Consider the following 18154-nt stretch of genomic DNA (forward strand, 5'->3'; position numbering starts at 1 on the left):
CATGGCGGACCTCTCGAGCTTGCGCCACCTCCCCTCGGTGGACCAGATTTTGAAAGCACCGGAAACGGCGCCGCTTCTGGACACCTATGGACGCGCCAGTGTCACGGAAGAACTGCGCGCACTGCTCGACGAGATCCGCACCGCCATGCGCGGCGGCGCGCTTCTGCCGGATATGGCTGCCATCCTCGCCTCGCTCACCAGCAAACTGGATTATGCTAACCGCTCCAACCTGCGCCCGCTGATCAACCTCACCGGCACCGTGCTGCACACCAATCTCGGTCGCGCACTACTGGCTGAGGAAGCGGTGAAGGCCGCCGTTGACGCCATGCGCGAGGCGGCAGCGCTTGAATTCGACCTCGACACCGGCAAGCGCGGCGAACGCGACAGCCATCTGCGCGAGCTTCTTTGCGATCTGACCGGCGCGGAAGACGCCACCATCGTCAACAACAATGCCGCCGCCGTGCTGATTGCGCTGAACGCCGTGGGTGCGGGCCGTCAGGTGATCGTGTCGCGCGGCGAACTGATCGAGATCGGCGGCGCTTTCCGCATGCCCGACATCATGGAACGCGCCGGTGTAAAACTGGTCGAAGTCGGCACCACCAACCGCACACACCCGAAGGACTACCGCAACGCCATAAGCGAAGAGACCGCGCTGATCTTGAAGGTGCACACCTCCAACTACCGCATCGAAGGTTTTACCGCCGAAGTGCCGGGTGCCGAGCTGGCAAAAATCGCCAAGGATGCGGATGTGGCACTGCTGAACGATCTCGGTTCCGGCACGCTGGTGGACCTCTCCCAATACGGACTTGCCCGCGAACCGACCGTGCGCGAAGCGGTCGCCGAGGGTGCGGACCTGGTCACTTTCTCCGGCGACAAGCTATTGGGTGGCCCGCAGGCCGGTTTCATCGTCGGCCGCAAGAATCTGATCGCCGAAATCAACCGCAACCCGCTAAAACGAGCTTTGCGCGTCGACAAGATCCGCATCGCCGCCCTTGCCGCGACCTTAAAACTCTATCGCGACCCGGATCGTCTGGGCGAACGCCTGCCGACCCTGCGCATGCTCTCACGCCGCCAGAGCGACATCGCCGAACAGGCAGAACGCCTCCTGCCGCATGTCTCCGAAACGCTGACGAAATTCGGCTACATGGTGGAAACCTGCCGCTGCTCCAGCCAGATCGGCTCCGGCGCACTGCCGGTCGATACCATCCCCAGCGCCGGGCTTAGCATCAGCCACGCCAGCGGCAGTGCGCTCGAAAAACTGAGCGCCGCCTTCCGCGCCCTGCCACGCCCGATCCTCGGGCATATCCGCGATGGCGCGCTCACCCTCGACCTGCGCTGCCTGAATGACGAAACCGCCCTGCTTTCCAGCCTTTCGCATGTGAAATCCGATGCGCTGGCTTGATCGTTTTCGTCGCAGCACCACTGAGCCCACACCGATCGCCGACCCGACGACAGAGCAGATGGACGCCGCCCTGACTGCCGCCAAGGCCGGTGATTACGACGCAGCCCTTGCCCTGTGGGAACCGCTCGCCCGCGCCGGAAATGCGCGTGCGCAAAACAATATCGGCGCCTGTTTCGCCGAAGGTCTTGGTGTGCCCTCCGACCGGCCACTGGCGCTGAAATGGCTGACACTCTCCGCTGACGCCGGCGATCCTGTCGGCCAGCGCAATTGCGCAGCCTTCCACATGCAGGGGTCAGATGCCACAGGCTCCGACGCGGACCCGACCAAGGCGGCAAAACTCTATCGTCTCGCCGCCGAACAGGGAGATGCCCCCTCACAGGACATGCTGAGTTGGTTGCTGCTCGAAGGCGAGATCATCCCCGCCGTTCCGGCCGAAGCGAAACTCTGGGCAGAACGGGCAGCCGAAGGTGGCGTTGCCGCTTCAATGACCCGTCTCGGCATGCTCTACCACAATGCCCTAGGCGTTGATCGCGATCCGGCCAAGGCCGTCTTCTGGTGGCGCAAGGGCGCGGAAGACGGGGACGCGGATGCGCAGGCCATGCTCGGCGCCGCGTGTCATATGGGCGCCGGCATGCCGGTCGATCGCGTCGCTGCTCTCGCATGGCTGATCCGCGCCATGAACGGCGGCAGCGCACTCGCCCAACCCTTTCTGGCACCCGTGCGTGAAAACCTTTCGCCTGCGGAAACAACCGAAGCCGAACGCCGTGCAAAACTGCCGCTGGCAGACATGATCGCGGAGGCAAAACCATGATCATCGGCACAGCCGGCCATATCGACCACGGCAAGACGACGCTGGTGAAGGCGCTCACCGGAACGGACGCCGACCGCCTGAAGGAAGAAAAGGCGCGTGGCATCACCATCGATCTCGGTTTTGCCTATGCCAAATTTGCCGGCGACGCCGTCACCGGTTTCATCGACGTGCCCGGCCATGAAAAATTCATCCACACCATGCTCGCCGGTGCCGGTGGCATCGATTACGCGCTGCTGGTGATTGCCGCCGATGACAGCATCAAGCCGCAGACCCGCGAACATCTCGCCATCCTCGACCTGCTCTGTATTTTTCGGGGCATCGTCGCGCTCACCAAGGTCGACCTTGTCGACGCCGAGCGCATAACAACCGTCACCAATGACATCCGCGCACTGCTCGCCCCGACACGGCTGAGGGATATCGATATCCTGCCGGTCTCGGCCTCATCCGGCCAGGGCATCGAAGAGCTGAAATCCATCCTCGCCGAAGCAGAGCGCGCCACGGTCGAAACCGCCACCGAAGGCCGTTTCCGTCTCGCCGTCGATCGTTCTTTCACGCTGTCGGGCGCGGGCACCGTCGTTACCGGCACGGTGCTCTCCGGTTCGGTCGCGATCGGGGATACCGTCATCATCTCGCCCAGCGGCCTCATCGCCCGCGTGCGCTCCATCCATGCGCAGAACATGGCCGTCGAGCGCGGTTTCGCCGGCCAACGCTGTGCGCTCAATCTCGCCGGCGAAGCAATTGCCAAGGACGCCATCCATCGCGGCGACATGGTGGTCGATCCCACACTGCACGCCCCGACCGATCGCATCGACGCCGAGCTTTCCGTTTTGGCCGGTGAGCCCAAAGCCATCGGCCAATGGTTCTCCGCCCGCTTCCACCACGAAAGCGTCGAGGCCGGCGTGCGCATCGTGCCGCTCGAAGGTCCGGTCGCCCCCGGTGCCACCGCCCGCGTACAGCTCGTGCTCGACCGCCCGATCGCAGCCGCCGTCGGCGACCGTTTTATCCTGCGCGACGTTTCGGCCCAGCGCACCATCGGCGGCGGCGCCTTGATCGACCTTCGCCCGCCCGCCCGCAAACGCCGCACACCCGAACGCCTCGAACAGCTGACGGCCGCCACCAAAGCAACGCCTGCCGAACAGCTGGCCGCCCTCATCGACACAGCACCCTATCTGGTGGATCTCAATGCCTTTGGCCGTGATCGCGCCATGTCGCCACAGCAACTGAATGCAGCAGCGGATGCCGCCGCCATCGTTCTGGTCGAGGCTTCCGGCATCGCCTACGCGATGTCTGCCAAACACCGCGCCGCTTTCACGGCACAACTCACCGAGCTGCTGACGGCCTTCCACGCGGAAAACCCCGAACTTCAGGGCCAGGGCCGCGAGCGGCTGCGCATGGCGATGACACCACGCCTGCCTTCCCCCGCCTTTCTCGCCGTCATGCGTACCGAGGCGGCAGCAGAAAACATCGTGCTCGAAGGCGCTTTCGTACGCCTGCCCGGCCACATCGCCCAGTTGGGTGAGACGGAAGAAGCGCTTTTCGCCGAAATCCTGCCGCATCTGACCGGAGAAAACCGCTTTCGCCCACCGCGCGTGCGCGATTTTGTGGAACTGATCGGCACAGATGAGCGCGAGGTCCGGCGTGTCTTGAAACTCTGCGCCCGGCTCGGGCGTGTCGACCAGATCCGCAACGATCACTTTTTCACCCGCGCCACCACCGCCGAGATGGTGGAAATCATCGTTCAGGTCGCGAAGGAAGCGGAGCATGGCGAATTCACCGCCTCCGCCTTCCGCGACCGTGTCACGAGCGGTCGAAAAGTTGCGATCGAAATCCTCGACTTTTTCGACCGACATGGTGTAACGCTTCGGCGCGGCGATCTTCGCCGCATCAATCCGCATCGGCTCGATCTGTTCGGCCCGTCCGTTCCTGATGCTGATAATGGAAGAGATTCGTCCCCGGTGGGGCGTCCGGACTTCAAATCCGGGTGGGGCAGCGACGCTGTCTTGGGTGGGTTCGACTCCCATTCTCTTCCGCCATCAGGAGAAAAATCGTGAGCAATCCCGCAGCAGAGACCGATTTCGACGACTGGGTGATCGACACCTATTCGGATGCCGGTTCCTTCACCATGCTGTTCATTCTGGTGTCGATCAGCGAGACCAAGGTGGAGCTTTTGCGCTCAGCCTATCTGCATGTGGTGGGTGACGAGTTGCGCTGGCCGGACATGACAAAACTGTTTGCCGGTGCCGGTGTCAACTGGTCGGGTGTGGTGTTTTATCGCGCCGGACGCGAGGGACTTGTCGAGGACAGCCAAGCCAAGGCTCGTCTCGCATCTCTCGTGCGCAAGCTCGACGAGGATCGCTCACTGATCCGCGATGGCGAGTTTTTCAACAAAGACGGGCTGCGGTTGATGATCGAGGAAATCAAGCCGCATTGATGGGCGGTTGGGACATCTCACAAAAAAAAGCCGCCCCGAAAGGCGGCTTTTCCATTCGCTCAAAGACCTGAAAGTCGGGCCGTGATTTCCTTCGAGGAAATCGAATAGGCAAACGTCTTCGGGCTCAGGCAATCCACTTCGCCGCGCGATGTCAGCGCCGCCGGATACATGAAGAAGTTCTGGCGCTCGCTATTGCCCGGAAGCGTGATGTCACGCGCCGTGTTGTAACCGATCCAGTTCATTTCCCAGTTGCCAAACGCCTTCTGGCGGAAAGCCTGGACGGCATCGTTGTCCAGCGGCAGCTTCTCTTCCAGCACGACCTTGCGCACATCGGCCGGATCGACCGGAACCCAGCCCTGACCCTCGAGGTAGACTTCGGCGCGACAGTGCTGTGCACCGGTAATGTCGCCGGCGCGGCCGAGCGTCTTGAACTGCTCCGACGTGGCAACACGCACGCCAAAAACGTCGCGGGCCGGCAGGCCGGCGGCGCGGGCAAGTGCGGTGTAGAGACTGTTGATATCGGCACATTTGCCGCCGAAATAGCCGGTTTCCAGCATGTCCTTGACGTTGCCGACGCCGCAGCCGGCCACGTTGGCATCACGAAAGGTGTTTTCGACGACCCAATCGTAAATCGCGCGGGCCTTGTCCTCGTCCTTTTCGCGGGTGCCGATGATGTTCATCGCCGTGTCCTTGACGATACCGTCGATCGGCGCGCTCGGCGTGCCGACAAGCGCGGCGTCGAGTTCGGCCTTCTCAACGGCAACGCCATCGGCGGTGCGGTTGCGGGTCTGGATCTTCTGGGTGAATTCGATCGTGCGCTTGCCGTCCGTCTGCCATTCGACCGAGAGAATATCGGCGCCGGACGTCGCGTCCTTCTTCATCTCGACCTGCTTTGAATCCGACGTCCAGTGCGGAGCGGAAGCCTTCTGGTATTCGCCGGCCGACTGGGCGACCGGCAGCCAGAGTTTTGCCGGGCCGGTCACGTCGGTGAGGTCCACCTTGGTGGTGACCTCGAACGTGCGCCATGCGGCCGTATCGGCCACCTTGTCGGCAGCGAAAACCGGGCTTGCACCGCGGGAAAGGAAGGCGGCAGCAACGGATGCCGTTGCGGCATGGCTAAGAAATCGGCGGCGGTTCAACATGATTGTCCAACTCCTGTCGGTGTCGCATCGGTACGAAAACCATGGCGGCTTTCGGAAACACGATGCGCAGCTCAAATTGCGATAGTATGTCGCCTTGACTTACTCCCTTTGCCAAGAACGAGGAAACAGGAATTGTCGGTTTCAAGCTTTTTTGAGCAGTTTTGTACTGGCTTCAGCAGCCTTGAGCGGCTTCGGTCTTGCTCGCCGCGGGTGGATCGCTTGGCATTGCCATAGCGAGATCGAGGCCACGCGCTGTCGGTGGTTGCCATGTTTTGGATTCAGGCAGCGCGCCCTGCGGGCTGGTACCCGTATGGACGCCGCCGGTGCCGCCGGTCCAGCCAGTCGAGCCGGTATTGCCGGGTGCGGTGCCATCGGCGCTTTGACGGTCCGGTGGGGTTGCTGCCTCTGCCTTGTTCACAGTGCCACAGCCGCCGTCACCTTCAAGGCTTTGGATCGATGGCGGTGTCTCTGAATTCTGAACCTGCGCACTTGCTGGTGCGGCGACTATCAGTGTGGCCGCGGCGATATATGAAAGAAATGAGGAAGGATAGAGAGGCATCGGGGGAGCTCCTTTTCTTCTCCCACAACGCTCGTATGCGATGGCAAGTTCCTTGAAGGACGGGATCGGGTAGTGCGATCAGGAACCGATAATAATACCGGGTGTGCCGTCTTCGACCGTACCGACTATGCGCGCCAGCGGATAACCCGCTTCAACCACCTGTTTTACCAGCGCGTCAGCCTCATTTGACGCAACGGCTACCAGCAGACCGCCGGAGGTCTGCGGGTCTGCGAGCAGCATACGCTGCCATTCCGGCATGTCGGTCGGTAGCGCGATTGCCTCACCGTAACTGGCCCAGTTGCGGACTGAAGCACCGGTGATGAAACCCTGTTGAGCCAGTTTTTCGGCTTCGGACAGAAATGGAATGTCGGCAAGGTTCAGCCGCAGAGTCAAATTGGATGCACGGGCCATTTCCAACCCATGGCCCAAAATGCCGAATCCGGTAACATCGGTAATCGCATGGACACTCGGATCGGCCGCAAGCGTGGTGCCGACCTTGTTGAGCAGGGTGGTGGAGGCGATCATCTCGTCATAGGCTTGGCCCGGCAGGGCATTCTTCTTGATCGCAGAGGAATAGATGCCGATGCCTATACCCTTGGTCAGGATGAGCTTGTCGCCAGCCTTTGCGCCGCCGTTGCGACGGACCTGTGATGGATGACAGATGCCGATGACGGCGAGACCATAGATCGGCTCGACGCTATCGATGGAGTGACCACCGGCAACGGGGATCCCTGCTTCTCCGCAGATCGAAGCGCCGCCTTCCAGAATCCTGGAGATCTTCTCAGGCTCAAGTTTATTGATCGGCATGCCAAGGATGGCAAGCGCCATGATCGGTTTGCCGCCCATGGCATAGACATCGGATATCGCGTTGGCGGCGGCGATGCGGCCGAAATCATAAGGGTCATCCACCATCGGCATGAAGAAATCGGTGGTGGCGATGACGCAGGTATTGTCGTCGATCTGCCAGACGGCGGCGTCATCAGCCATCTCGTTGCCGACCAGAAGCTGGGCGAACGGTTGTGCGGCAGGCTGGCCTGCCAGCAATTTCTGCAGGACGGCGGGGGCAAGCTTGCAGCCGCAGCCGCCGCCATGGGCAAGCTCGGTCAGGCGGGGAGAAGACATGTCCATGGTGAATTCCTCCTTCGGAGCGTGCCGCAGATCGCGGTTCTTGGCAGATAGAGTAATGCGTTGATAACGCCTCGTTTCCTGCGCGTCTATCACGTTCCATTGTCGACGGAATGCATTTGCGTGGGTATCGAGGTCACTAAAGCGTGCGGTTATGCTGATTGAAATCCATTGGCGATGGTCGAGCGAAAGCCGTGTTTTTCCCTCAGCCTTCTATTCGCTATCATGGCCGCAACGATTCTCAGATCGGTTGAGTGTATGCGCTACAATTTCGCGGATTTGCCGCTGCTGCGCCTGATGGAGCCGGTTTGCCGGGCGACGGCTGCAATTACCCGGCTGGACGAGCGCGTTTCCCGATCCGCGATCGGAGCGGGATGGGTGGAGCGTTCTCACTTCATCGATGCGGTTGCTTCTTTGTGGATCGATGGCGAGCTCGTTCATCTGGAAGATCTGGTTCTGCATGATGCCGCAATGGGTATTCGCGCGCCGACACATGAGCTGACGATTGCCTATGATATCTTGCGTACGCGTCGCCGTATCGTTGAACATGAGCCGGACTGGGCTTTGAGCCGGGAAGGGCTTAGCCAGTTGCGCGGCAAGGCGGCAGAACAGCACCCCGCCGCGATGAGTGAAGCACCGTTGGAGATCAATTCGGCTGAGCCGGAGGACGATGAGGATCCTTTGGCCCGCTATCTGGCGGAAATCGATGCGGCAGTTGCCAGAAGCGAGATTGCCATCTCGAAAGCATTCGATCTCTCCACGCCGTCCTATCCAAAGGAAAAGGCATCGATCCTCTATGAACCGGATTGGGACGAGGACGAGCGGCTTGCAGAATGGCAGGAGGTGCTTGATGAAAGCGCAGGCCTGCCGCCGGTTCTGCGGGCCGTGCTGCTGCTGGATGCCTGGCACCAGTTGCAAGTGTTGCAACATGCTCCGTGGCTGGGTCGCTTGCTTTCGGCGTCGCTTCTAAGGAGAGAGCGCGTCACGCTCTCTCATCTTGCCGCATTCAATCTGGGGCTGAAGCAGGTCGGGCGGGAACGCCGGACAAGCCGGGAGCGGGATACCCGGTTGATTGCCATGCTTGAAGCGATGACCGAAGCTGGCGAGATGGGACTGAAGGAACATGATCGCCTTGCGCTCGCACGCCAGCAGATGGAGCATCGGATCGCCGGGCGGCGTCAGTCGTCAAAACTGCCGCAGCTTGTCGAGTTGGTCTTGTCCCGCCCGATGGTCTCGTCGGGCATGATTGCAAAGTCTCTTTCAATCACCCCGCAGGGTGCTTTGAAAATTGCTTCGGAACTGCATCTGAGAGAGCTGACGGGGCGAGGCCGTTTTCGCGCCTGGGGAATTATCTAACTGTCTTTTGCGGGGGGATCGACCGGTTTCGTTTTGCCCAGAACCAATTTTGGATAATCCGATCGCATAAGCTTACAAGTCGCGCGTCCTCTGCTTATCGCGCCTGGCGGCCGTTGGAATATACAATAATCACCGCAGCCCTATTCCTAGTTTCCGTTCGACCGATACGGGTGAGTTCGTCTCCCGATCGATAGCAGGACGGAGCCCTCTCATGAGCAACGAGCACCCTTTCGAATTATCCCGCAGGCAGACGCTGCTTGCCGGGGCCACTTTGTCGCTCGCGATGGCCACACCGGTCTTCGCAGCACAGAAATCGTCACCCCAAGCACAAAAAGGCAGTGATCTCATGACTGAAACATTCATAAAAACCAAAGACGGCGTCGACATCTTCTTCAAGGACTGGGGTCCGAAGGACGCGCAGCCGATCGTCTTCCACCATGGATGGCCGCTGTCTTCCGACGACTGGGACGCCCAGATGCTGTTCTTCCTTGAACATGGCTATCGTGTCGTTGCCCATGACCGGCGTGGGCATGGTCGTTCGCAGCAGGTAGGCAGTGGGCATGATATGGATCATTATGCAGCAGATGCCTTTGCCGTGGTTGAACACCTCAATCTGAAGAACGCCGTCCATATCGGACATTCCACCGGCGGCGGCGAAGTTGCGCGTTATGTCGCCAAGTATGGTCAGCCGAGCGGTCGTGTTGCGAAGGCCGTTCTGGTGAGCGCCATCCCGCCGCTGATGCTCAAGACCGCATCCAATCCGGGCGGCACGCCGATCGAGGTTTTCGACGGTTTCCGCAAGGGCGTTGCCGAGAACCGCGCGCAATTCTATCTCGATGTCGCCTCCGGCCCGTTCTACGGTTTCAACCGGCCGAATGCCAAGGTCTATCCGGGCGTGATCCAGAATTGGTGGCGTCAGGGCATGATCGGCGGCGCCAAGGCTCACTACGACGGTATCAAGGCTTTTTCCGAGACCGACCAGACTGAGGATCTGAAGAAAATCACGGTCCCCACGCTCGTGCTGCATGGTGACGATGACCAGGTTGTTCCGATCGATGACGCAGCGCGTCTGTCGATAAAACTGGTGAAGAACGGCACGCTGAAGGTCTATCCGGGTTATCCGCACGGCATGTTGACCACCCACGCGGATGTCATCAACCCCGATCTCCTCGCTTTCATCAAGGGCTGACGACTGAATAAATAGGCGCCAGCTTAAGGCTGGCGCCTTTTCCGATCGAACCGGGAATAAATGTAAGAAAATCTTCCGTGAAACCTACACGATAAAGCCTGCACCAAGCCCAGCCAGGGTGTTTCGGGGAGGGGCTCCTTCCATCTTCGATGGCGCAACCGTACGGCGATTGTTCATCTCTTGTACACGGCTATCAAAGCTGACAAAATTCATCACGTTCAATCTTTTCCCTCGCCAAGCCCGGAATTGCGATCGAGACGGGAGGAGATTGTAAGGTCTTTGTTGCATACGCGGATGTTCTTTTGAGTTTTTGGCACTCCATGGTCTGGCGCACCGAAGGGATCAGGGTTGTCGCTCCTGCGAAATGGCGCCAGCTCGACGGTCTTGTCAGTGTCTATTGGGAAGCGGAAAGCCAGTCCGGTGCGAAAGGCTATTATCTCGCTGAAGATCCCCGCATCATGATCTTTTTCGACGACGTGTCGTCTCGCGTCCGGATTTCCAACAAGGATGGCAGCTTTTCGCAAAATCATCGTCCGATGACACGCGCGATCTATATCCCGGCCGGCGTTCCGATGTGGACAAACAGCAGGTCGTCACATCGCTTTTCCCACCTCAATCTGCATATGCACAAGCATCGTGTCATGCGATACTTGGCGCCATCCGTCGGCAGATCAGTCGCATTGACAGCATTGCGGAGACCGGTCGAAATCCAGGATATCGGGGCCATCGAGACATTGGCGGGCCTGCTGGTGGATGAGATATCAAGTCCCTCACGCCATGCCGTTTATGCCGAAAGTCTGGTGGGAAGCATTGTGACGGGTCTGCTCGACCTGCCGGAATGCAGTGGCGGCGACTTGGATGGCCGATTGACGGAAGCCCAGATAGAGACCCTGATCGACCGGATGGACACACGTATCGGTCATCGTCTGACCATTGCCGAAATGGCCGAGACGGTTGGATTGTCGGAGAGTTGGTTTGCCAATGTCTTCAAGCAGACGACGGGCAGGACACCCCTGCAATGGCAGCTATCGCGACGCATTGAACTCGCCAAGAAGCTCTTGCTCGAAAGCGATCTGGCTGTCGCAGATATCGCGGCCCAGCTCGGTTTTACCGATCAAGCGCATCTGACAAGGACATTCCGGCAGTTTGTCGGAGACACACCCGCTGCATGGCGGCGGACACGATAGGCTTTGCCGAAGCTTCATAGGAGCCGCCGGTAGGCGGCCCCCGGTTTGTTTTTAGATTTCCGCGGTCAGAACCGGTAACGAACCGATCCCATGACGGTGCGGCCTTCTTCGACATAGCACCATGAACCAGCGCATGTCGTTTCGCGATTGTCGAAGACATTGTTGACGCTGACCTTGGCCGAAAGACCCTTCAGGTCGGGATTGGCTGCGCCGAAATCGTATCCGAGCGAGGCATCGACCAGAACGCGAGATGCGTTCTTGCCCGTGTCGTTCCCGTCGGTCTTCCAGGTCTTGGCGTAATATCTGGCGCCGGCACCGAGGCTCAGGCCTTCCAGCGGACCGGAGGGCATTTCGTAGTTTGCCCAGAGGGTGAACTGGTTTGCCGGAATGCCGGATGGAGCCTTGCCGGGGTTGTCGCCCGCAAGAATTTCCAGGTCGAGATAGGTGTAGGATGCAAGAAGATCGAGACCGTCGAACAGGCTCGTCTTGGCTTCGATTTCAAAGCCGCGCGAACGAACCTTTCCTCGGGAAACCTGGAAACCGATATTGTCGGGATCGGAAGCCAGCGTGTTGCTCTGTTCGATGTTGAAGATCGCGGCATTGATAGCGAGGTTTAGGTCCGTCGGGCGATATTTCACGCCGACTTCGAACTGTTCGCCTTCTGACGGAGCGAAATATGCACCGGAGACGCTGGTGCCGGAATTGGGTGCGAAAGACGTCGAATAGCTGACATAGGGCGAAAGGCCGTTGTCGAAGAGATAGGCCAGACCGATACGCTTGGAGAAATGCGTGACCTGCTCGGCCTGATTGCTATCCAGCCAATCATAACGTCCGCCAAGCGTCAGGACAAAATTGTTGAACTCGATCTGATCCTGCAGGTAGATCCCGTATTGGTTCTGCCGGGTGATCGATGCCGGTCCCATATCCGCACTTGTCGGGCCGGAGATCGGCTGCGCACCGTAATTCCAGTCGTCATAGTCGAAAGCTGGCGCTGCGATGCTGCCGTAGGCGTAGCTGCTTTCGATATAGCTGTAATCCATGCCGGCAAGTACGGTATGCTGCAGGGCACCGGTTGCGACATTCCACTCAAGCTGATTGTCGATGGCGAATGTGGTGGCGGAATCCTGGATGCGATCCGCGGTCCGGCTTCCGTCCGGCAGAAGAATGCCGTCAGCATCGGTTTTGAAGCTGACATATTTCATGTCCACATCGACTTCCTGATAACGCAGGTTCTGGCGGAACTCGAGATTATCTGAAAAACGGTGCTGGAATTCGTAGCCGATCCGCTTCTGATGCTGATCGAGGTCGGCCCAGGCTGGATCGCCGGATTCAAGGTCGGTTTTGGCGCCGTTCTGGCTGACATAACCGGCTGCGCCGCCGCTGGTGATATCGGAATACTCTCCCAGAATGGTCAGCTGTGTATCGCGGTCATCCGAGCGGAAGGTCAGTGCCGGGGCGATATAGATGCGGTCGTTCTTGGCGGCGATGAACTGTGTGTCTGCGCCACGGGCCAGGCCGGTGATCCGGTAGAGGACATTTTCATTGTCGCCGACGGGACCGGAAGAATCGAAGGTGACCTGGCGGCGATCGAAATTACCGACCTGAGCCTCGACCTCGTTGAACGACTCATCTGTCGGGCGTTTGGAGATGACGTTGATGAGACCGCCCGGAGAACCGCCACCATAAAGAACCGAACTCGGCCCTTTCAGGATGCTGACCGCCTCAAAGCCGTAGGGCTCCTTGCGGGCGACTGAGAAATTGCCGCCGATGTCACGCAGGCCGTCACGGTAATAACCGTTGCTGGTGACGTTGAAGCCGCGAATGAAGACTGTGTCGAAGCGCGGGTCGAAGCCGTAAACGCCAGTGCGCACACCCGAACTGTAATTGGCTGCCTGAACCAGGCTCTGGACGTTACGGTCTTCCAGCTCCTTACGGGAGATGATCGAAACCGACTGGGGAACCTTGGAAAGATCGGTATCGGTCTTCGTGCCGAGAGTTGCCGAGGTGCCGACATAACGATCCGCCTTGGCCGCGCTGGTCGAGCTGCTGCCCGGTGTCGTATTTCCGCTGCTCAAGATGATGGGAGCAAGTGTCGTCGACGGGGCTGAACCCGCTGCATCCTGGCTCATTGCGAAGGTCGGGGCCAGGGTGAAAAGCGCTGTACACCCGAGAAGAGTTGCGTTTCTGAAGTGCGGCGCTGACTGCCTCGAATTATTGCGCTTCCGTTTCATGTCCATCATCATCTTCCAACATTGATCTGACGGTTGTGGATCTTTGAAAAATGATCGCCGCAACCGATGTCTTCCGGGGACGGCGGCCTGAACATGATCAAGACAGGCCGCGAGATCGCGTTCCCCAGCCCGTTCGAAGCGAAGTTTGGATCGTCCCGGAGTCGCCATAACTTGAGGATGGATATCCAGTATTGTAACTTTTCCGATTTTTGTAAGAAACGACGGCGTATGGGCATGGGGCTCTGCCGACGCTGCCATTTTGCGTCCTGCGCGGGTGTTGTTTCAGTCGATATCCTTGAACCAAGCAAGCCACGGAACGGACCTAAAAGAAATCGGTCTACTACGCCTTTCGCATATCATTTGCGAATGAAACTAGGTGCGATCCTGATTAATGTAGATTGAGCATTGTCATAACAGGTTGGCATTTTCTAAATGCACATATGTGCAAGACTGTCATGTGACTGTCACTCTGCCTGACTATGTTCCGCCGCGCTGGACGAGAAAGGGCGGCGATAGGATGGCAATTGGGAAACAAGTGGCAGGGCTTGGTGTCGGCACGCGGATGGATGTGCTTCGGCATCATTTGGCAGTGGCGCAGCGTGAGCCGGTTATTGCCATTGGCGTTATTCTGGCCGTCATTTTCTCGCTGCTCATTCTTGCGCCCGTCATTTCTATCCTCGTCAATGCCGCGATCGTACAGATTGGCGATGCGGCCCGTACGAGAGCGCCAGAGGGCGCTTTCACGCTCTATTATCTGACGCGTGCCTTCGCCTCGCGCATGTCGAGCATTCTTCTCTGGCAGCCGCTCTTGAATACGGCGTCGATCGCAATCGGCGCAATTGGGATCTCCATGACGGTTGGCGGCATCCTCGCCTGGCTCGTCAACCGTACGGATCTCGCCGGCCGCCGCTGGCTGGCAACGGGGCTGATCATCCCCTTCATGCTGCCGACATGGACGCTGGCGCTGGCCTGGACGACGATCTTCAAAAACCGCACGGTCGGCGGCCAGCCAGGCTGGCTGGAGACGCTCGGTTTCGCGACGCCCGACTGGCTGGCCTATGGCCGCTTTCCGATCATCATCATCCTGTCGCTGCACTATGCGCCATTCGTCATCCTCATTCTGGGGGCAGCGCTGCAGAGGCTCGACGCGCAGCTGGAGGATTCTGCCCGCATTCTCGGGGCAAGCCGCCGCCGCGTCGCCTTCCAGATCGTGTTACCGTTGATGCGGCCGGCGCTTCTGTCCTGCGGCCTGCTGATCCTGGCCGATTGCATCGGCGAATTCGCCGTTCCCTACGTGCTCGGCCTGCCGGTCCAGTTCGACACGCTGTCGACCTCGCTCTATCGGGCGATCTCCACCCGCCAGAGCGGAATGGCGGCCGTCATGGCGGCGGTAATCATGGTGATCGGCGTCATTACGCTTTACATCGACACCCGCATGATGCGCGAGGCGCGTCGCTTCGCCATCGTCGGCGGCAAGGGCGCCATGGATCGCCGCCGCCCGCTCGGGCGTTGGCAAATTCCGGCAGCCGGTTTTGCGCTCGCCTTCTTCACGCTTGGCGTCGTCATTCCGCTTCTGACCCTGTTTCTCTCGACGATCATGCGCGTGCCGGGCCGTTTCTCGCTGGAAAACTTCACCTTCGACTTCTGGATCGGCACCAATCTCGATACGGTCGCGCTGAGAAGTGGCATCCTGCTGACCCCGGAATTCTGGAGCGCCGGCCTCAATACGGTGGTCATCATCGGCGCTGCCTCGCTTGCCTCGGGAATTATGGGCCTGCTCGTCGGTTATGTGGTGATCCGCACTCCGTTTGCGGCGCTCGGTGCCTTCCTGCGCCAGATCACCTTCATGCCGTATCTCGTTCCGGGCATCGCCTTTGCGGCTGCGATCCTCACGCTTTTCGCCGTGCCGCGCGGCCCCATTCCCGCCCTTTACGGCACGTCGATCATCCTCATCCTGGCGCTGATTGCCGACCAGATGCCATTCGCCTCCCGATCCGGCATTGCCGCCATGGCGCAGCTCGGCAAGGAGCCGGAAGAAGCCGCACGGATCGCCGGTGCCGGCTGGTTACGACGGATGACGAGCATCGTCATGCCGATCCAGAAACGAGCCCTGGCAAGCGCGATCCTGCTGCCGTTCATCTCGGGCATCAAGGGTGTCAGCCTGTTCATCATCCTCGCGGTCCCCGCCACGGATGTGCTGACCACCTATTCGCTGCGCCTCGTCGATTACAACTACACCCAGGCAGCTAATGCCGTCGTGCTGATGATCGCGCTTTTGGCGCTCTTCGGCACAATCCTCATCAACCGCCTGACCGGCAATGGCATTGCCAAGGGACTGGAGAGCTGACATGCCCGATATCAACCTTACCCATGTAAGCAAGAATTATGCGGGCAGCGATCACCCGGCCGTCGATGACCTGAACCTTACAATCGCCGATGGCGAGTTCATGTGCCTGCTCGGTCCGTCCGGCTGCGGCAAGACGACGACGCTTCGAATGATTGCCGGGCTGGAGCATCTGAGCGGCGGCGAAATCTCGATCGGCGAGCGGGTGGTCGACAGCATTCCGGCCGGCGCATTCGTGCCACCGGAGCAGCGCCGGCTCGGCCTCGTCTTTCAATCCTATGCCCTGTGGCCGCACATGACGGTGGAGCGCAACATCGATTTCGGCCTGCGTCTGCGGAAGCTGCCGGAGGCGGAACGCCGCGCCAAGGTGGCGGATGTGATGGAGAAGCTGCGGATCCGCGATTATGCCAAGCGTTATCCGTCGCAGCTTTCCGGTGGCCAGCAGCAGCGCGTGGCGCTTGCCCGCATGCTGGCGGTCAATCCGGATATCCTTCTGCTCGACGAACCGCTCTCCAATCTCGATGCCGCCCTGCGGCTGGAGATGCGCGCCGAACTGCGCCGCCTGCATGAGGAATTCCGCACCACGATCGTTTTCGTCACTCATGACCAATGGGAGGCGATGACGCTTGCAACCACGATTGCGGTCATGAATGGCGGGAGACTGCAACAGGTGGGCGCGCCGGATGATATCTATTCGCGGCCGGTCAACCGTTTCGTCGCTGAATTCATCGGCAATCCGCCGATCAACATGATCGCGCTCGATGCGGCACAGCCTGCGGGCCTTGCCACACGGCTGTCCGGTACGCTCTCACTCACCGGCGCGGCGTCGCTCGGCATCCGGCCTGAAGAAATCACGCTTTCCCCGGTGGATAATGCGGTGCCGCTCGGCGCGCTGCGGCTGGAAAGCATCATGCCGACCGGCGGCAGCTGGATACTCGAACTGTCGCTGGGCGGCGAGCGCTTGTTCCACGCCACCCATATCCGGCCTTCGGCAAAACCCAGCCAGATGGTCGACTGTTTCGCGTGGGCTGAAGGCTTGCATCTTTTCGACGCGCGGGGACAGCGCATCGAGACAAACGAAATCCGCGTGCGACACGCGGCGCAGCCGGTCGGCCTCGGCCGTCCGGCACCCGTACCTGCATAAGCTCCCAAAACCTCTTTGCTAAATCACTCAAAGGAATATCGATGAGACTTTCCCACACTCTGATTTCTTCGCTGATGCTTTCCGCAGCCGTTTCGCTCAGTGCCGCAACCGCCAGCGCCGAGGAAGCCTTCAATCTCGACGCACTGATCGAGGCCGCCAAAAAGGAAGCGCCGATCACCGTCTACAACTCCAGCGGCAAGATCGTCGCCCAGGCGAAGTCGTTTACTGAAAAGTATGGTATACAGGCGACCGGCATCAAGGCCAACGCACCGACGACCCTGGAGATCGTCATTCGTGAAGCGCAGGCCAACAACATCAAGGCCGACGCCATGATCCTGCTCGATGCCCCGGCCGGCATTTCGCAGTTGATCGAGACCGGTTACGTCGAAAGCTGGCTGCCTGCCGATCTCGCCAAGGATATTCCGGAAATCTTCCAGAACCCGCTCGTCGTCTATCAGGAGCCGAATGTCTGGAGCTACAACACCGCCCTCAACGAGAGCTGCCCGATCACCAACATCTGGCAGCTGACGGAGCCGCAGTGGAAAGGCAAGGTGGCGATGCAGGATCCGCTCGGCAAACCTTCCTACACCGACTGGTTCAACCAGCTGGAAGCCCATGCCGACAAGAAGATCGCAGACGCCTATCAGGCGCAGTACGGCAAGCCGCTCGAAACCAGCGAAGACAGCGCTACCGCAGCCTGGGTCAAGGCGTTTGCGGCGAACGGCCCGCTTCTGACCGACAGCGATGGCGCAGCCGCCGAATCCGTCGGCGCGCCGGACGCCAAGGAGAATTTCGTCGGTCTTCTGTCGACCGCGAAGTTTCGTGACAACAAGGATGGCATGAAGCTCGGCCTCTGCGCCGGCATCAACCCCTATTCGGGCTGGAGCTACCCTTCGCTCGGTCTGATCGCCAAGGGCACCAAGAGCCCGAATGCCGCAAAGCTGTTCATCCATTACATGATGACCGAGGAAGGCATGGCAGCCCAAGCTATTGACGGCAAGATGTCGACCAACAAGACCGTCGGCCTGCCGTCGGAAGAGCCGTCGGGCGTCGGCAAAATCGTCGAGCAGATCCAGTCTTACGACGCCTCGACCGGCAAGCAGGACTGGGAAGCCCGCCAGGACTGGCAGGATTTCTGGGCCTTGAACTACAAGAAGTAAACGCCGCATATTTCTAATCGAGTCAGGACGGGGTTCAACACAGTGAAGCCCCGTGCATTTACCGAAAGACACC

General features: G+C 59.9%; 13 protein-coding genes, 1 tRNA gene and 1 pseudogene. 11 read left to right on the forward strand and 4 right to left on the reverse strand.

What is annotated here, in order from left to right; genetic code table 11:
* The first annotated feature begins 1 nt into the window (after position 1).
* The 5 genes and pseudogenes from selA (at position 2) to JNB91_RS25720 (ending at position 4644) form a co-directional block, all read left to right on the forward strand.
* The gene (selA, locus tag JNB91_RS25700) at positions 2 to 1402 is read left to right on the forward strand and encodes an L-seryl-tRNA(Sec) selenium transferase (RefSeq protein ID WP_220328331.1); all 1401 of its coding nucleotides are present in this window, start codon (positions 2 to 4) and stop codon (positions 1400 to 1402) included.
* Positions 1389 to 2213: a tetratricopeptide repeat protein gene (locus tag JNB91_RS25705; protein ID WP_220328332.1), complete on the forward strand. Its 825-nt coding sequence runs from the start codon at positions 1389 to 1391 to the stop codon at positions 2211 to 2213. Before selA ends, JNB91_RS25705 begins: the two co-directional genes overlap by 14 nt.
* Positions 2210 to 4126: pseudogene (gene selB, locus JNB91_RS25710) on the forward strand (selenocysteine-specific translation elongation factor); the annotation flags it as partial. The gene JNB91_RS25705 and the pseudogene selB, both read left to right, overlap by 4 nt.
* A gap of 24 nt (positions 4127 to 4150) precedes the next feature.
* A tRNA-Sec gene (locus JNB91_RS25715) sits at positions 4151 to 4246 on the forward strand.
* A gap of 14 nt (positions 4247 to 4260) precedes the next feature.
* Positions 4261 to 4644 carry a hypothetical protein gene (locus JNB91_RS25720; RefSeq protein ID WP_220328333.1) on the forward strand — a complete coding sequence of 128 codons (384 nt, stop codon included), beginning with the start codon at positions 4261 to 4263 and terminating at the stop codon, positions 4642 to 4644.
* 59 nt (positions 4645 to 4703) lie between these two features.
* Here JNB91_RS25720 and JNB91_RS25725 read toward each other — a convergent pair whose 3' ends face one another.
* From JNB91_RS25725 to selD, 3 genes are all read right to left on the reverse strand, one after another.
* Positions 4704 to 5786 (reverse strand): transglutaminase-like domain-containing protein, encoded by a 1083-nt coding sequence (locus JNB91_RS25725; RefSeq protein ID WP_220328334.1) that lies wholly within the window; start codon positions 5784 to 5786, stop codon positions 4704 to 4706.
* Between the two features lie 172 nt (positions 5787 to 5958).
* On the reverse strand, positions 5959 to 6345 hold the full coding sequence (locus tag JNB91_RS25730; RefSeq protein ID WP_220328335.1) for a hypothetical protein: 387 nt from the start codon (positions 6343 to 6345) through the stop codon (positions 5959 to 5961).
* Positions 6346 to 6423: 78 nt separating this feature from the next.
* A complete protein-coding gene (gene selD, locus JNB91_RS25735) occupies positions 6424 to 7473 on the reverse strand; it encodes a selenide, water dikinase SelD (protein WP_220328336.1) in 1050 nt (349 codons plus the stop codon).
* Positions 7474 to 7728: 255 nt separating this feature from the next.
* Between selD and JNB91_RS25740 the strand changes: the two genes are divergently transcribed.
* The 3 genes from JNB91_RS25740 (at position 7729) to JNB91_RS25750 (ending at position 11202) form a co-directional block, all read left to right on the forward strand.
* Positions 7729 to 8826 carry an RHE_PE00001 family protein gene (locus JNB91_RS25740; RefSeq protein WP_220328337.1) on the forward strand — a complete coding sequence of 366 codons (1098 nt, stop codon included), beginning with the start codon at positions 7729 to 7731 and terminating at the stop codon, positions 8824 to 8826.
* Positions 8827 to 9037: 211 nt separating this feature from the next.
* Complete coding sequence (locus JNB91_RS25745; protein WP_220328338.1) at positions 9038 to 10015, forward strand: alpha/beta fold hydrolase; 978 nt, start codon at positions 9038 to 9040, stop codon at positions 10013 to 10015.
* Positions 10016 to 10317: 302 nt separating this feature from the next.
* Positions 10318 to 11202 carry a helix-turn-helix domain-containing protein gene (locus JNB91_RS25750; protein WP_220328339.1) on the forward strand — a complete coding sequence of 295 codons (885 nt, stop codon included), beginning with the start codon at positions 10318 to 10320 and terminating at the stop codon, positions 11200 to 11202.
* Positions 11203 to 11267: 65 nt separating this feature from the next.
* Here the strand turns inward: JNB91_RS25750 and JNB91_RS25755 are convergent, their stop codons facing one another.
* A complete protein-coding gene (locus JNB91_RS25755; protein ID WP_220328340.1) occupies positions 11268 to 13331 on the reverse strand; it encodes a TonB-dependent siderophore receptor in 2064 nt (687 codons plus the stop codon).
* Positions 13332 to 13950: 619 nt separating this feature from the next.
* On the opposite strand from JNB91_RS25755, the gene JNB91_RS25760 reads away from it, so the two are divergent.
* The 3 genes from JNB91_RS25760 to JNB91_RS25770 are packed head-to-tail and all read left to right on the forward strand — an operon-like array spanning position 13951 to position 18081.
* Positions 13951 to 15780 (forward strand): ABC transporter permease, encoded by a 1830-nt coding sequence (locus JNB91_RS25760; protein WP_220328341.1) that lies wholly within the window; start codon positions 13951 to 13953, stop codon positions 15778 to 15780.
* A 1-nt stretch (position 15781) separates the two neighbouring features.
* A complete protein-coding gene (locus JNB91_RS25765; RefSeq protein ID WP_220328342.1) occupies positions 15782 to 16921 on the forward strand; it encodes an ABC transporter ATP-binding protein in 1140 nt (379 codons plus the stop codon).
* A gap of 41 nt (positions 16922 to 16962) precedes the next feature.
* Positions 16963 to 18081, forward strand: coding sequence for an ABC transporter substrate-binding protein (locus JNB91_RS25770; RefSeq protein WP_220328343.1), 1119 nt, complete (start codon positions 16963 to 16965; stop codon positions 18079 to 18081).
* Positions 18082 to 18154: the final 73 nt, after the last annotated feature.

The organism is Aliirhizobium wenxiniae (assembly GCF_019511445.1).
Lineage (GTDB): Bacteria > Pseudomonadota > Alphaproteobacteria > Rhizobiales > Rhizobiaceae > Neorhizobium > Neorhizobium wenxiniae_A.

Coding starts and splice junctions, on each gene's coding strand:
- selA (WP_220328331.1), top strand. CDS start 2: ATGGCGGACCTCTCGAGCTTGCGCCACCTCCCCTCGGTGGACCAGATT.
- JNB91_RS25705 (WP_220328332.1), top strand. CDS start 1,389: ATGCGCTGGCTTGATCGTTTTCGTCGCAGCACCACTGAGCCCACACCG.
- JNB91_RS25725 (WP_220328334.1), bottom strand. CDS start 5,786: ATGTTGAACCGCCGCCGATTTCTTAGCCATGCCGCAACGGCATCCGTT.
- JNB91_RS25730 (WP_220328335.1), bottom strand. CDS start 6,345: ATGCCTCTCTATCCTTCCTCATTTCTTTCATATATCGCCGCGGCCACA.
- selD (WP_220328336.1), bottom strand. CDS start 7,473: ATGGACATGTCTTCTCCCCGCCTGACCGAGCTTGCCCATGGCGGCGGC.
- JNB91_RS25740 (WP_220328337.1), top strand. CDS start 7,729: ATGCGCTACAATTTCGCGGATTTGCCGCTGCTGCGCCTGATGGAGCCG.
- JNB91_RS25745 (WP_220328338.1), top strand. CDS start 9,038: ATGAGCAACGAGCACCCTTTCGAATTATCCCGCAGGCAGACGCTGCTT.
- JNB91_RS25755 (WP_220328340.1), bottom strand. CDS start 13,331: ATGAGCCAGGATGCAGCGGGTTCAGCCCCGTCGACGACACTTGCTCCC.
- JNB91_RS25760 (WP_220328341.1), top strand. CDS start 13,951: ATGGCAATTGGGAAACAAGTGGCAGGGCTTGGTGTCGGCACGCGGATG.
- JNB91_RS25765 (WP_220328342.1), top strand. CDS start 15,782: ATGCCCGATATCAACCTTACCCATGTAAGCAAGAATTATGCGGGCAGC.
- JNB91_RS25770 (WP_220328343.1), top strand. CDS start 16,963: ATGAGACTTTCCCACACTCTGATTTCTTCGCTGATGCTTTCCGCAGCC.